The 14,470-nt window shown below is 61.1% G+C and carries 14 protein-coding genes; 4 read left to right on the forward strand and 10 right to left on the reverse strand.

Going from position 1 to position 14,470, the window contains the following annotated elements; translation table 11 throughout:
* Positions 1-40: 40 nt before the first annotated feature.
* Together ACA075_RS22285 and ACA075_RS22290 are read right to left on the reverse strand one after the other, a co-directional pair.
* Positions 41-1,432, reverse strand: coding sequence for an aminotransferase-like domain-containing protein (locus tag ACA075_RS22285; protein WP_497295402.1), 1,392 nt, complete (start codon positions 1,430-1,432; stop codon positions 41-43).
* Between the two features lie 186 nt (positions 1,433-1,618).
* Positions 1,619-2,380, reverse strand: coding sequence for an SDR family oxidoreductase (locus tag ACA075_RS22290; protein WP_497295403.1), 762 nt, complete (start codon positions 2,378-2,380; stop codon positions 1,619-1,621).
* A 236-nt stretch (positions 2,381-2,616) separates the two neighbouring features.
* Between ACA075_RS22290 and ACA075_RS22295 the strand changes: the two genes are divergently transcribed.
* Positions 2,617-3,621 carry an NADP-dependent oxidoreductase gene (locus ACA075_RS22295; RefSeq protein WP_497295404.1) on the forward strand — a complete coding sequence of 335 codons (1,005 nt, stop codon included), beginning with the start codon at positions 2,617-2,619 and terminating at the stop codon, positions 3,619-3,621.
* 137 nt (positions 3,622-3,758) lie between these two features.
* Here the strand turns inward: ACA075_RS22295 and pyrF are convergent, their stop codons facing one another.
* Positions 3,759-4,457 (reverse strand): orotidine-5'-phosphate decarboxylase, encoded by a 699-nt coding sequence (pyrF, locus tag ACA075_RS22300; RefSeq protein ID WP_497299311.1) that lies wholly within the window; start codon positions 4,455-4,457, stop codon positions 3,759-3,761.
* Positions 4,458-4,750: 293 nt separating this feature from the next.
* Between pyrF and ACA075_RS22305 the strand changes: the two genes are divergently transcribed.
* The 3 genes from ACA075_RS22305 (at position 4,751) to xopAW (ending at position 7,556) form a co-directional block, all read left to right on the forward strand.
* Positions 4,751-5,509 carry a response regulator gene (locus tag ACA075_RS22305; RefSeq protein WP_497295406.1) on the forward strand — a complete coding sequence of 253 codons (759 nt, stop codon included), beginning with the start codon at positions 4,751-4,753 and terminating at the stop codon, positions 5,507-5,509.
* Positions 5,509-6,558 carry a sensor histidine kinase gene (locus ACA075_RS22310; protein WP_497295408.1) on the forward strand — a complete coding sequence of 350 codons (1,050 nt, stop codon included), beginning with the start codon at positions 5,509-5,511 and terminating at the stop codon, positions 6,556-6,558. The genes ACA075_RS22305 and ACA075_RS22310 overlap by 1 nt, the downstream gene beginning before the upstream one ends.
* 146 nt (positions 6,559-6,704) lie before the next feature.
* Entirely contained in the window at positions 6,705-7,556 is an 852-nt protein-coding gene (gene xopAW / locus ACA075_RS22315) for a XopAW family type III secretion system calcium-binding effector (RefSeq protein ID WP_497295410.1), read from the forward strand.
* A 124-nt stretch (positions 7,557-7,680) separates the two neighbouring features.
* Here xopAW and ACA075_RS22320 read toward each other — a convergent pair whose 3' ends face one another.
* The 7 genes from ACA075_RS22320 to ACA075_RS22350 form a co-directional block, all read right to left on the reverse strand.
* Positions 7,681-8,736, reverse strand: a complete 1,056-nt coding sequence (locus ACA075_RS22320) for an AI-2E family transporter (protein WP_497295412.1) — start codon at positions 8,734-8,736, stop codon at positions 7,681-7,683.
* A gap of 68 nt (positions 8,737-8,804) precedes the next feature.
* Positions 8,805-9,611 carry a DUF4892 domain-containing protein gene (locus ACA075_RS22325; protein ID WP_497295414.1) on the reverse strand — a complete coding sequence of 269 codons (807 nt, stop codon included), beginning with the start codon at positions 9,609-9,611 and terminating at the stop codon, positions 8,805-8,807.
* A gap of 8 nt (positions 9,612-9,619) precedes the next feature.
* A complete protein-coding gene (locus ACA075_RS22330; RefSeq protein ID WP_497295416.1) occupies positions 9,620-10,279 on the reverse strand; it encodes a glutathione S-transferase family protein in 660 nt (219 codons plus the stop codon).
* 50 nt (positions 10,280-10,329) lie between these two features.
* Positions 10,330-11,184, reverse strand: a complete 855-nt coding sequence (locus ACA075_RS22335) for an alpha/beta hydrolase (RefSeq protein WP_010457064.1) — start codon at positions 11,182-11,184, stop codon at positions 10,330-10,332.
* Positions 11,181-12,071, reverse strand: coding sequence for an alpha/beta fold hydrolase (locus ACA075_RS22340; protein WP_497299312.1), 891 nt, complete (start codon positions 12,069-12,071; stop codon positions 11,181-11,183). Before ACA075_RS22340 ends, ACA075_RS22335 begins: the two co-directional genes overlap by 4 nt.
* Positions 12,072-12,277: 206 nt before the next feature.
* Positions 12,278-12,721 carry a hotdog fold thioesterase gene (locus ACA075_RS22345; protein WP_094471174.1) on the reverse strand — a complete coding sequence of 148 codons (444 nt, stop codon included), beginning with the start codon at positions 12,719-12,721 and terminating at the stop codon, positions 12,278-12,280.
* 31 nt (positions 12,722-12,752) lie between these two features.
* Positions 12,753-14,420: an AMP-binding protein gene (locus tag ACA075_RS22350; protein WP_497295417.1), complete on the reverse strand. Its 1,668-nt coding sequence runs from the start codon at positions 14,418-14,420 to the stop codon at positions 12,753-12,755.
* Between the last annotated feature and the right edge of the window lie 50 nt (positions 14,421-14,470).

Consider the following 14,470-nt stretch of genomic DNA (forward strand, 5'->3'; position numbering starts at 1 on the left):
GGCGTCGGAATAATGGCAAAAAGCTACGCCCACGTCGTTTTCAGAACGTTTTAGGTCGATTCGCAGCGGTTGCCTGAAAAAATGCCCGGGCACGAGGATCACAGGCATAAGCAACGTTGATGCGCTGCCAATCATTCGCCTGGCCGTCAGGACTGAAGGCTGTGGCAGAAGACAGCAGCACACCGAAACGCCGGGCCTGCTTGCGCACCTGAGCGTAGTCGCACATCCCCGATCGAGCCCAGATGAACAGGCCGCCAGCCGGCTTGCCGAAAACCTCCCACTCGGCGTCTTCGAGCACTTGCAAGGCCGCCTCTCTGTCCGTGTTCAAACGCTGGCGCTGACGCTGCACCAGTTTGCGGTACGCGCCGCTGGCCAACAGGCAAGTCAGCACCGACTCGCAGAACCTTGAGGCGCCCATGCTGCTGATCATCTTGACCTCGGCCAATCGCGATATGACCCCTTCACTGGCCACGACAAAGCCGACCCGCAATGAACTGCTGAGGGTTTTTGAGTAGCTGCCGATGTAGATCACGTTGTCATCGCCCCCCAATGCAGCGAGGCGCGTGCCGGGGCCGTAGTGCAAATCCGCATAGACGTCATCTTCAATCACCAACACGCCATGGGTCTTGGTCAATTGCAAAACCTGCTGCGCCACCGCAGGCGTCAGGCAGCTGCCCGTCGGGTTGTGGTAGAAACTATTGATGAATAGCGCGCGGGGCCGGTGCTTTATCAAGAGTGCTTCCAGTTGCGCCGTGTCGGGCCCGCGCGGGGTACGCGGCACCTCGATCATCGTCACGCCGTGCAGCCTGAGCAGGTCAAACAACAGTGGATACCCCGGACTTTCCACCACCACGCAATCACCCGGCTTGAGCAAGGTGCGCACGATCAGGTCGAGCCCCTGACTGGCACCTGCAGTGGTCAGAATACGATTTTCGTCCACTTCGATACCGAGGCGTCCAAGGCGTTTGAGAATTTGCAGACGCAAGGCAGGCAGGCCTCGGGAGGTGCTGTAGTTGAACAATCCGGCCATGTCGGTACGGCTGACCTGACGAATCGCGTAGCTCAGGTCGTCAGTTTCGCGCCAGCTCTCCGGCAACCCGCCACTGCCCAGCTTAAGTTCGCCCGAGAAGCCGCCCTGTTTCAGTTCCGCCCCTTCGAACCAGAGGTAATCCTGTTGCCCTTGGGCGACCAGCGCTGGCGTGGCGACAATGAAACCGGCGCCATGACGCGACGCCAGCACACCTTGAGTCACCAGCCGCTCACAGGCTTCCACGACGCTGGACTGACTGAGCAGATTGACCCGCGCGATGTGCCGCGCAGAAGGTAAACGCGTCCCTGGCTGCGCCTCGCTCTGACGGAGCCAGACGGCCAACGCGTCGACGATTTGCTGTACGACTGGCACCAATGCCTGTCGATCGATTCTCAATTCCATGAGCAAGCAAACTCCTGTCCATTTGCGGGAAACAGTTAATCACAGGTCTGCTGGATCGGATGTGCGACAACGCCGCCAAAACCCTCGGTTCTAACCATTTGAAACACATTGGCCGCCGCCCTTCACGGCACCATGAAAAAGCCCGCACGTATGCGGGCTTATTCCTACGAGGCAGGTCTTGAAGGGTCAGAACGCCGTGACACCACCGTCCACTGCCAGCGAGTGACCGGTGGTAAACGCCGCGCCGTCGCTGCACAGATACAGCACGGCGCTGGCGATTTCCTCGACCTTGCCGATGCGGCCGACCGGGTGCATGGCGCTGGCGAACTCGCCCTTCTTCGGGTCCGCCTCATAGGCACGACGGAACATGTCGGTGTCGATCACCGCCGGACAGACCGCGTTCACGCGAATCTTTTTCTTGGCGTATTCGATCGCCGCCGACTTGGTCAGGCCGATCACCGCGTGTTTCGACGCCGCGTAAATGCTCATCTTCGGCGCCGCACCAAGGCCCGCCACCGAAGCGGTGTTGACGATTGCGCCGCCGCCCTGGGCCAGCAGCAAGGGCAACTGGTACTTCATGCACAGCCAGACGCCTTTGACGTTGACGCCCATGATCGCGTCGAACTCATCAAGGGTGCCTTCAGCCAGTTTGCCTTTCTCGATCTCGATGCCGGCATTGTTGAAGGCGTAGTCCAGACGGCCGTAGGTATTCACCACCTCGTCCATCAGATTTTTTACATCGCTTTCCAGCGTGACGTTGCAACGCACGAAGGTCGCTTCGCCACCCGCTGTACGAATCAGTGCAACAGTGCCTTCGCCCCCGGCCGTGTCCATGTCGGCCACCACCACTTTCAACCCTTCCGCGGCGAATGCCTGGGCGGTCGCGCGGCCAATACCGTTGGCAGCGCCGGTCACCACAGCGACCTGGCCGGAAAACGTCATGCTCATTGTTATGCCCTCAAAGAGAAGAATGCGGGGGATCGCGTATTCCCAGTCTAGCCACAGGGGCGTGTGACACGGCAGCACTATCAGAAGCCCGGTTGAGTGACCATGAGTGGCAGTGATAGAACTGCGGCACTGACTATCACTGCACTGGATCGACGTGCATTCGCCGCATCAGCCAAACTTGCGGCATCGATCATGAAGGTCTATCAACAAAGCTTCATTCATCTTGAGTGCTTGTCATGACTACCCAGACCAATCGCCAGTTCCTGCTCGCCAAACGTCCGGTGGGCGCGGCTACCCGCGAGACCTTTACCTATCAAGAAGTGCCACTCGGCGAACCGGCTGCGGATCAGATCCTGGTCAAAAACGAATACCTGTCCCTGGACCCGGCCATGCGTGGCTGGATGAACGAGGGCAAGTCCTACATTCCGCCGGTCGGTATCGGCGAAGTCATGCGCGCATTGGGTGTAGGCAAAGTCGTTGCCTCGAACAATCCTGGGTTTGCGGTAGGGGATTACGTCAACGGTGCCTTGGGCGTGCAGGATTATTTCCTTGGCGAGCCACGCGGCTTCTATAAAGTCGATCCGAAACTGGCACCGCTGCCCCGTTACCTGTCCGCGCTGGGCATGACCGGGATGACCGCCTACTTCGCACTGCTCGATGTCGGCGCACCGAAGGAAGGTGACACTGTGGTGCTGTCCGGCGCCGCCGGTGCTGTGGGCAGCATTGCCGGGCAGATCGCCAAGATCAAAGGCTGCCGCGTGATCGGCATCGCGGGCGGCGCGGACAAGTGCAAGTTCCTGATCGACGAACTGGGGTTTGACGGCGTCATCGACTACAAGAACGAAGACGTGCATGCCGGCCTGAAGCGTGAGTGTCCAAAAGGTGTCGACGTGTATTTCGATAACGTCGGCGGCGATATTCTCGACGCGGTGCTGGGTCGCCTGGCCATGAAAGCGCGGGTGGTGATTTGTGGCGCCATCAGCCAGTACAACAACAAAGAAGCGGTCAAAGGCCCGGCCAACTACCTGTCGTTGCTGGTCAACCGCGCGCGAATGGAGGGCTTCGTGGTGATGGACTACGCCGCGCAGTTCGCCGCCGCCGGGCAGGAAATGGCCGGCTGGATGGCCAAGGGGCAGCTCAAGAGCAAGGAAGACATTGTTGAAGGGCTGGAGACGTTCCCGGAGACGCTGATGAAGTTGTTCAGCGGTGAAAATTTCGGGAAGTTGGTTCTAAAGGTTTAACCCGACATTTCAATGCGCAACAAACCAATGTGGGAGCGGGCTTGCTCGCGAAGAGGAGTGTCAGTCGACATTGATATTGACTGATACACCGCCTTCGCGAGCAAGCCCGCTCCCACATTTGGATCTTCAGCGTTTGGTCAGGCGAGTTCGGCGACTACGGTAGCCAACGCCTTGGCCGGATCCGCCGCCTGGCTGATTGGACGACCAATCACCAGGTAATCAGAACCGGCATCCAGCGCCTGACGCGGTGTCAGGATACGGCGCTGATCGTCCTGGGCACTGCCCGCCGGGCGAATCCCCGGGGTCACCAGTTGCAGCGACGGGTGCGCCGATTTCAGGGCCTGGGCTTCCAGGGCCGAGCACACCAGACCGTCCATCCCGGCTTTTTCCGCCAACGCGGCCAGACGCAGCACCTGCTCCTGCGGCTCGATGTCCAGGCCGATACCCGCCAGATCTTCACGTTCCATGCTGGTCAGCACGGTCACTCCGATCAACAGCGGTTTGGGGCCGGTACGCTGATCGAGCACTTCACGGCAAGCGGCCATCATGCGCAGACCGCCGGAGCAGTGCACATTGACCATCCACACGCCCATTTCCGCCGCGGCTTTTACCGCCATGGCGGTGGTGTTCGGGATGTCGTGGAACTTGAGGTCCAGGAACACTTCGAAACCCTTGTCACGCAAGGTGCCGACGATTTCCGAGGCGCAGCTGGTGAACAGTTCCTTACCGACTTTGACCCGGCACAGCTTAGGGTCCAACTGGTCGGCCAGCTTCAGTGCGGCGTCACGGGTGGGGAAATCCAGGGCGACGATGATAGGAGTCTGGCAGACGGACATGTGCGGGCTCTCAGGCAGGACGAAATCGGCGCGCATTGTAGCGGAACCAGCGCCACTGCGGGACCCGATGATCGGTAAATCGTCCCGAAGACTCCAGCAAGACTAGCCCCTGCGGTGATTGTGTCGAGTTCGATACACACACGACACGCCCACTACACCCTTCCTCGCTACCCTCGGCAGCCGCAACACGTCCTTACAGCACTTCCCGCCTCCGGGCCGGACGCCTATGCTGGAACCACAACCTCGCAGCCCATCTTTGTGGTTGGCAGCCTACCTGGCAGATGAATGCACCCATGCACAGCACCCCAGCACCTCTGAACGACGATCAAAAAGCACCCGCTGACGACAAACGCTGGAGCATTCGCGCCCTGATCGTCGACGATGACATCCCGATCCGCGAACTGATGATCGACTACCTGGCCCGGTTCAACATTCACGCCAGCGGCGTCACCGACGGCGCCGCCATGCGCCTGGCGCTGCAGGCGGAGCATTTCGACGTGGTGGTGCTCGACCTGATGCTGCCCGGCGAGGACGGGTTGTCGCTGTGCCGCTGGCTGCGCGCCGAATCGGACATTCCGATCCTGATGCTCACCGCACGCTGCGAACCCACCGACCGCATCATCGGCCTGGAACTGGGCGCCGACGACTACATGGCCAAGCCCTTCGAACCACGGGAACTGGTGGCGCGGATTCAAACCATTCTGCGTCGAGTGCGCGACGATCGCACCGAACAGCGTGCGAATATTCGCTTCGACAACTGGCGCCTGAACAGCGTACTACGGCAATTGATCGCTGCCGATGGCCTTGTTGTGCCGCTGTCCAACGCCGAATTCCGCCTGCTGTGGGTGTTCATCGAACGTCCGCGCCGGGTGCTCAGCCGTGAACAACTGCTGGACGCTGCCCGTGGTCGTTCGATCGAAGCGTTTGATCGCAGCATCGACCTGCTGGTCTCGCGCCTGCGCCAGAAGCTCGGCGATGACCCGAAAGCCCCGCAGTTGATCAAGACCGTTCGCGGTGAGGGTTATCTGTTCGACGCAAGAGACATCGGCTGATGCGGGCGCGCTTCGATACGCTGTTCGGCCGCCTGTTTGGCGTGCTGCTGCTGGCGATCATCCTGGCGCACCTTTTGGCGTTTGCCTGGTTTCACCATTACGGTCCTCCCCCGCCTCCACCGCCGCCGGCGTTTTCCGAAGGCATGGACGGACAGCGCCCGCCGATGGACCCGCGTTTCGAAAACCGGCCTCCACGGCCGTGGTTTGGCGGCCCCTTGGTGCCGCTGACGTTCCAGTTTGTCTCGCTGATCATTGCGGCCTGGTACGGCGCCAAACTGCTGACTCGACCGATCCAGCGCTTGAGTGACGCCGCCGCGCGCTTGAGCGAAAACCTCGACAGTCCGCCGCTGGATGAATCCGGCCCACGGGAAGCACGGCAGGCGGCCCACACTTTCAACCTGATGCAGAAACGCATTATCGAGCAGGTGCAGCAGCGCTCAAGGATGCTCGGCGCAGTGTCCCACGACCTGCGCACGCCGCTGTCTCGCCTCAAGCTGCGACTGGAGCAGATCGAGGACGACAAGCTGCAAGGTCAGATGCGCCAGGACCTGGACGACATGATCAGCATGCTCGATGCCACCCTCACCTATTTGCACGAACAGCGCACCAGCGAAGCCGGGCAATGGATGGACGTGCAGGCGCTGGTGGAATCCTTGAGCGAAAACGCCCAGGACCAGGGGGCCGACGTCCAGGCCAGCGGCCACTGCGCGCCGCTGCAAGTGCAGCCGATGGCTTTGCGCTCTTGCATCAATAATCTGCTGGACAACGCCCTGCGCTATGCCGGGCATGCGAGGATCACCCTCGAAGACAACCGTGAGCAACTGGTGATCCGCGTCATCGACCACGGCCCGGGTATTGCGGCGGACAAACGTGAAGCGGTGTTCGAGCCGTTCTTTCGGCTGGAGGGTTCGCGTAATCGCAATTCGGGCGGCGTCGGGCTCGGTATGACCATCGCTCGCGAGGCGGCGGAACGGCTGGGTGGGCAGTTGAGCCTGGTAGAAACACCCGGCGGCGGTCTCACCGCCGTCATCCGCCTGCCCCGCACCTGAGCCATACACAAATCCCTAGGAGTGAGGTCTGGCCTGAGACTTGTGTGTACCACTCGGTACAAACCTCACACACCCACGACATCTTGCCCCTTGACGCTGCATAAGCCGGTGCACCCGCCGGCTTTCCATTCCAGGGAGTGAGTCCAATGATTGGTAGCGTCAGCAACTACACGAGCTATACCAGCACCAGCAGCACCTCAACCAACAACGCCCGCAGCCAGCAATTCCAGAAAGAACTGTTCGCCAAGCTCGACAGCAACAGCGACGGCGCGGTGGATCAGGGCGAACTTGAAAGCGCCCTGTCGCAGAAAACCGACGACGGCCTGCTGGTCAGTTTGAGCAAGCATTTCGGCGATCTGGACAGCGACGACAGCGGCAGCTTGAGCAGCGAGGAAATGGCAGCAATGGCACCGCCGCCGCCACCGCCGCATGACCAGGCGCCCAACACCGAACTGGCCGACGCGCTCATCAGCGCCCTGGACGCCGACGGTGACGGCGCCATCAGCAGCGACGAATTGAGCAACGGTCTGAACAACGCTGGCAGCAGTGCCGACAGTAAAGAAATCTTCTCGGCCCAGGACAAGAACCAGGACGGCACCGTCAGCAAGGACGAACTCGCCGCCAGCCTGACCCCGCCGCCACCGCCACCACAGCAGGTGTCCAGCGAAGAATTGTTCAGCCAGCTGGATACGGACAGCGATGGCAGCGTGACCGCCTCCGAACTGAGCAGCGCGCTGCAGGCTAGCAACAGCACCTCATCGACCAGCACCGACACCACAGCTGCGTTGCTCAAGGTGTTGGACAGTGACAGCAGCGGTGGGGGCAGCAGCGATGAACTGAACGCGGCGCTGCAAGCCGGTCGCGAGAAAGCCCGCGACAGCTCCACCGCTCAATTCAACGTCAATGAAGCACTGAACAAAATGATCGCCAACCTGAGCAAGCAGTATTCGCTCGATAACGTGGCGACTGTGGGCAAATACCTGAACGTCGCGACCTGAGTCAAAAGCTTCGCGGGCAAGCCTCGCGCCTACAGGTTTGATGTTGCACACGGAATAGTGGCCGGCATCTGACCTGTAGGAGCGAGGCTTGCCCGCGAAGAGGCCCTCAGTCCCGCCGAAAATCTTAGGGCCGGCGGTCTTCTACCCGCGCATGACTCTTGCTCCAGTCCGTCAACAGACTGTACGCAACCGCCAGCAACGTCGGCCCGATAAACAAGCCGATAAACCCAAACGCAATCAACCCGCCAAACACGCCGAGCAACACGATCACCAACGGCAGATTCCCGCCCCGGCTGATCAGGTACGGCTTCAGCACGTTGTCGACGCCGCTGATGATGAACGTGCCCCAGCACCCGAGGAACACCGCCATTCCGTACTCGCCTTTCCAGGCCAGCCACGCCGTGGCCGGAATCCACACCAACGGTGGCCCCATCGGAATCAGGCTGAGCATGAACGTCACGATGCCCAGCACCAGCGCCCCGGGCACTCCGGCAATCAGGAACCCGATCAACGCCAGGACCGCCTGCGCCGCCGCTGTACCGATCACCCCGTTCACCACCCGCTGCACCGTCCCGGCCACGAGTTCGATGTAGTACCCGGCGCGATCGCCAATCAGGCGCTCCAGCAGCCCATGGACAAACGCCGCCAGACGCGGCCCGTCGCGATAGAAAAAGAACACGAACACAATGCTCAACGTTAGCTCGAGAATCCCGCCGCCAATCTGCGCACTGCGTGCCAGCAGCCAGTTGCCGACCTGACCCAGGTAAGGTTTGACCGCCACCATCATCGCCGCGCCTTGCTGATCGATGCTGTTCCAGATCACCACCAACCGCTCGCCCACCAAAGGAACGCCGCCCAGCCAGGTCGGTGCTTCGGGCAAACCGTCCATCTGCACATCCTTGATGAACGCCGTGGCATCACGCACGTGATCCGCCAGGTTGAACCCGAGCCAGACCAGTGGCACGGCTACCAGCAACATCCAGCCCAGTGTCAGCACCAGCGCGGCCAGGGATTCCCGGCCATTGAGCCAGCGGGTCAACAACCGCATCAACGGCCAACTGGCGAACGCCAGCACCGCGCCCCAGAACAAGGCCGACCAGAACGGCGCCATCACCCAGAGGCTCGCGCCAAACAGCACCAGGAGCAGGATCTGCACCAACAGCCGATCGTTATTGAGCATGTAGGTTCTCGAAAAAATCAGTCAACAAAGAGCAGGCAAACGCGACAGCCGCGTTTGCCTGATGAAGCTTATCGCAACAGTTCGATGTGCAGGCCAGGGCTTTCGGCGCTGCCGGCTTCCATTCGCGCCGCCCGCACGCCCTGCCCGATCAGCGCCTGGCGCCAGGCTTCGGCATTTGGCCCGGAGACACTGACCCGCAAGGTGGTGTCGAGGTTCAAACCGCGAGAAATCAGGCGCAGCCAGCTGGCATCAGGATCGGCGCTCAACTTGGGGAAATCGAGTTCACCGGTACTTTTCAGCTCTCGCAGCAAGGTCGCCGACGTCGGCAGCAATTCCCCCAGCGGGGCAGCAGCGTCGAACTGCTCGACGTGCAGGTAGGCTTTGCGATTGCCGCGAGTGATGCTGTAAAGCGCCACCAACGTATTGTCCCGGGGTGCCGCGAGACGCAACAACAAGTACGCCTGTTGATCGTCGGCACCGTACAACTTCGCGTTGCCAAAGACATCATTGGCCCAGAGGCTGCTTTCACCGCAATCACGCGCCTGACACCAGAACAGCAAGCCGGCGCCCTGCTCCTGCAACGCTTCACGCGCCGCGGTAAAGGCGTCGGTTGACGAATGTTCCGGCGGCAATTCATAGGTCACCGATGTCGCCGTTCCCCGGGCGCTGACCTGACCATCGAAGCGCAACTGGCCGCTGATCTTACGGATCGAACCCAGCGGATAAATCCGCTCAAGCTCAACGCCGGGGCGATAGTCGACGATCTGCGCATCGGCCATGCGCGGCACGATTGGCAAGTCCTGACTGCCCGGGACATCGGCGGCAAATAACAAGGGACTGAAACAACACAGCGCCAACACACTGAATGAACGCATGGATAGACTCATCGGATCAGCATGGCCTGGGCACCCTTGACGACACTGGCATCATCGATGCGCTCGGGCACCAGCAAACCACGCTGGACCGCCGGACGCGCTTCCATGGTTGCCATCCAGCGCTGCAAGGCCGGCAAGCCGTCAACCTCGACACCGGACCACTCATGGCCACGCACCCATGGATAGGTGGCAATGTCGGCAATGCTGTACTCGCCCGCCAGAAACTCCACGGCTTGCAGGCGTGTATCGAGCACCTCATAGAGGCGCCGTGTCTCATGTTGATAGCGGTCGATGGCGCCCTGGAGTTTTTCCGGAAAGTAGCGGAAAAACACGTTGGCCTGGCCCTGCATAGGCCCGATTCCACCCATCTGGAACATCAGCCATTGCAGGACGACCGAGCGCCCCTTCGGATCCTGGGGCAGCAGTTTGCCGCTCAGCTCAGCGAGGTAAATCAGGATGGCGCCGGATTCGAACACGGCAAAATCGCCGTTGGCGCGGTCGACAATCGCCGGAATACGGCCATTGGGATTGATCTTGAGGAAGTCCGGTGACTTCTGTTCCTTTTTGTCGAAACTCAAGGCGTGCACCGTGTAGGGCAGGCCGAGTTCCTCGAGCACGATAGAGACCTTGTGGCCATTCGGGGTCGCAGCGGTGTAGAGATCTATCATGGTTGTCTCCCATTTCAACCCGCCCAGCCTCGACAGTTGCCCGGCGCAAGTCAAGGAACGGCGAAGAACCGATTGAAACAGTCTGCGACAAGGTCGGCGCCGGGTTCGTCATTCAGATGCAAATGATGGCCGCCAGGCAGCTGTTCACGGCTAAAGGGTAGACGCTCCAGCAACTCGGGATGTTTGGCGAGCATGCCGTCAGCTGCAACCACCAATAACGCAGGACAACTGACCCGCTGGACGAAGGCCATTGCCTGCTCGGTTGTAAGACGCAGCGGCGATGGCAGCGTCAGGCGGTTGTCGGTACGCCAGGTATAACCGCCCGGCACTGGCATGAGTCCGCGTTGGGCCAATAGCTCAGCGGCTTCGCGACTGACCGCCACCAGGCCTTTCATGCGTGCCTCGATGGCACGGTCCAGGGTGTTGTAGACCGGTTTGCGTTTTTCCCGCAGATCCAGTTGCGCTTGCAGGGCCATGCCCATGCGTTCGGCGGCATTTTCGCCTTTGTCTGTAGGAGGAATGATGCCGTCGATCAACGCCAGATGCGTGACGCGCTCCGGCATCGACCCGGCAATAATCAACGAAGCGATCGCGCCCATCGAGTGCCCCATCAGTGCAAAACGCTTCAGGCCCAACTGCTCAGCGACTTGCAACACGTCGTGGGCGTAGTCCCACATCGCGTAACCGGCACCGGTCGGGCGATGCCCGGAGTGACCGTGACCGGCCATGTCCAGGGCGATGATGCGCAGGCCTTTGAGCTTCGGCGCCAGCCGGGCGAAGCTGTTGGCATTGTCCAGCCAGCCGTGCAGGGCGATCACCGGCAGGCCATCTTCGGGACCGAACAGGTGCGCGGCCAGCTCGATGTGCGGCAGGCTCAGGCGAACTTCTTCGACGACGTGGCTCATGCGCAATCCTGCTGGCGACGACCTTCCCAGCGGCTGAACAGGTTTTTCAGCAGCGTGGCGGTGTCTTGCGGACGTTCGAGGGGAAACATGTGGCCACCGGGCATGGTCAGGGACTCACCCAGCGGCATACGCCCGACGGAGCTTGCATGGTGACGCATCACCACCCGGCTCTTGTGCCCGCGAACCACCGCCAGCGGCACTTTCAGCTGCCGTGCCTGGCCTGGACTGGTGTGCGGGACGCCACGGTAGATGCTGATTTCCGTGGCCGGGTCGAAACGCAGGCGCAGCTTGTCGCCGACTTTTTGCAAACCGTGTTGCAGGTAAGCGTCGAAGCATTCCGGATCGAAGCTGCGGAACAGGGTTTTACCAGCGAAATAGAGCCGCGCCGCTTCCAGATCGGTGAACTCTTCCCGGCGTCCCAATGTGCGGCCGGCGGGGGTCAGGCGGTCGATGAAACCGAAACGCTTGGCCGCACGGATCACCCATTGATCGGCACGGGTCAGCACCGGTGAATCGAGCATCACCACACCCCGATACAGTTCAGGGCAACGCAACGCCGCGTGCAGGTGCAGCACGCCGCCGAAGGAATGGCCGACGCCCCAGACCGGTTCCGGTTGCTGTTTGAGGTGATGGATGAGCTCATCCACCAGGTTGCGCCAATTGTCGTCCGCTGGAAAACGCGGATCGTGGGCGTGCTGTTCCAGATGCGTCACCTGATACTCGGGCGCCAGCGCCGCGAACAACTTGCCGTAGGTGCCCGAAGGAAAGCCATTGGCGTGGGCGAAAAATATCTGTTGCGACATACCGGCAAATCCATGAGCGAAAACAAGGGTTGATTGTCCGTAAGACGCGAGGCGGCGGCAATGACTGTAAGTGCCAGGAGTGATGACAGTCCGGTCAGGGGCATGGCGCAAGGTTTAAACCTGCTGAAGATCTATGTAGCAGCTGTCGAGCTCCAGCGAGGCTGCGTTCGGCTGCGAAGCAGTCGTAAACCTTGCGACCGCGATCTTCCTGAAAGTCCGCGGTGAATGGATTTACGACTGCTGCGCAGCCGAACGCAGCCTCGCTGGGGCTCGACAGCTGCTACAGGGGATTAGCGGGCTGGTGGATTCTCGCCCAACGGCACGACCGCCATGGTCAACCGCGACACGCAACTGGCCTTGCCCTCGTCACTGCTCAAACGGATATCCCAGACATGGGTCGTGCGCCCAATGTGAATCGGCTTGGCCACTGCCGTCACCCGCCCGCTGCGCAGTCCGCGCAAGTGATTGGCGTTGATTTCCAGACCCACGCAATAGAATTTGCTGGCATCAATGCACAGGTAACTGGCCATGGAACCGACCGTCTCGGCCAGCACCACCGAGGCGCCGCCGTGCAGCAAACCGTAAGGCTGGTGGGTGCGGTGGTCGATGACCATGCTCGCGGTCAGGGACTCGTCATCAAAGGCTTCGAAGCGAATATCCAGCACTTCGCCGATGGTGTTTTTCTGGATTGCGTTCAACTGCTCGACGTTGGGAATGGTACGCCACAGACTCATCTTGCTTTCCTTTGTTGGTTTTATTTGTGGCTCAATCCTGCCACAGCACCGTCTCGCTGCGCTCGCTCCATTCTTCGAAGCGAGCGCCGTAAGCCGCTTCGATCACGGTGCGCTTGATCTTCAGGGTCGGCGTCAGGAACCCGTTTTCCACGGCCCAACTGTCCTTGACCACCACCAGCCGACGCAAGCGTTCATGTTTGTCGAGCACGCCATTGACCTCCTCCAGCAGTTTTTCCAGGCTTGAATGCAACCCTGCCCGCGCCGTTCCGCCGGCGTCCTGCTGACCGACCGCCGACAGCACGCACAACCCCAGCGGCGCACTCAAGCCATCGCCGACCACGCACACCTGTTCGATCCGCGAATGCACCGCCAGTCGATTTTCGATCGGCGCCGGGGCGACGTATTTGCCTTTGCTGGTCTTGAAGATTTCCTTCAGCCGCCCGGTCAGGCGCAGGTTGCCTTCGCTGTCTTCCTCGCCCTTGTCGCCGGTGCGCAGGAAGCCGTCCTCAGTGATGGTTTCTGCGGTTTTCTCGGGCTCCTTGAAATAGCCAAGCATGGTCGCACCGCTGCGCACCATGACTTCGCCGGAGTCGGCGATCCGCACTTCAACCTCCGGGCAAGGTTTGCCGATCCAGCCGGGTTTGTTCTCGCCGAGCCTGCCGATGTGGGAGTAACCGCAGCTTTCGGTCATGCCGTAGACCTCCAGCACATCCAGCCCCAGCTTGCGGTACCACAGCAACAGGGTCTGCGGCACGGGCGCGGCACCGGACAACGCCACGCGTAACGCATCCAGCCCCAACCCGGCGAGCACTTTGTGCCCGACCCGCTTGCCGATGAAGGGCAGGCCGAGCAGGAAGTCGAGGCGTTTTGCCGGAATCTTGCTGTACACGCCCATCTGGAATTTGGTCCAGATCCGCGGTACGCCGAACAATGCGGTCGGCCGCGCGCGCTGCAGATCCGTGAGGAAGGTGTCGAGGCTTTCGGCAAAGAACACGGTTTGCCCGGTGTAGATCGACGCCAGCTCGACGAACATCCGCTCGGCGACGTGGCACAGCGGCAGGTAGGACAGCAATCGGTCCGACTCGTTGAGGCCAAACAGCTGAGTGCCGCGCGTGGTGGCAAACCCCAGATTGCCGAAGCTGTGCATCACGCCTTTGGGCAGCCCGGTGGTGCCAGAGGTGTAGATGATGGTCGCCAACTGATCGGCGGCGGGTTTGGGGTCGTCCTGGATCGGCGAGCTGCGTTGCAAGTCGGCCCAGCTGAAATCGAAAGTGCCGGGTGGATGCAAGGGCAGGCTGATAGTAGGGAGATCGGGGCTGACCCCACGTGCCATGTTTGGCCAGTCATCGAGCTTGCCGATGAACGCCAGCGCCGCTTCGGAGTGTTTGAGCACTTGCGCCACGGATTCGGCGGTGAGGTTCGGGTACAACGGCACCGAAACGTGCCCGGCCATCCAGATCGCCAGGTCGGCGATGATCCAGTGGGCGCAATTTTTCGAGATCAGGGCAATGTGGCTGCCTTGGGGCAATTCGCGGGCCCGCAGCCAGTGCGCGGCACAGCGAGCCTGGTGGCCGACGTCGGCCCAGGTCAGGGTCTCGACTTGTCCTCCTCCGGTAGGCTGGACCAGAAACCGCTGGCGGGGATGACGGGCTTCACGCTCGTAAAAGACGTCCAGCGGCAAACGAAAAGCAGCAGACATGCGACTCGCTCCTTTATTTTTGGTCTGGAGCAAGCGTAGTCAACCAAGCG

The organism is Pseudomonas sp. LBUM1663 (assembly GCF_059695905.1).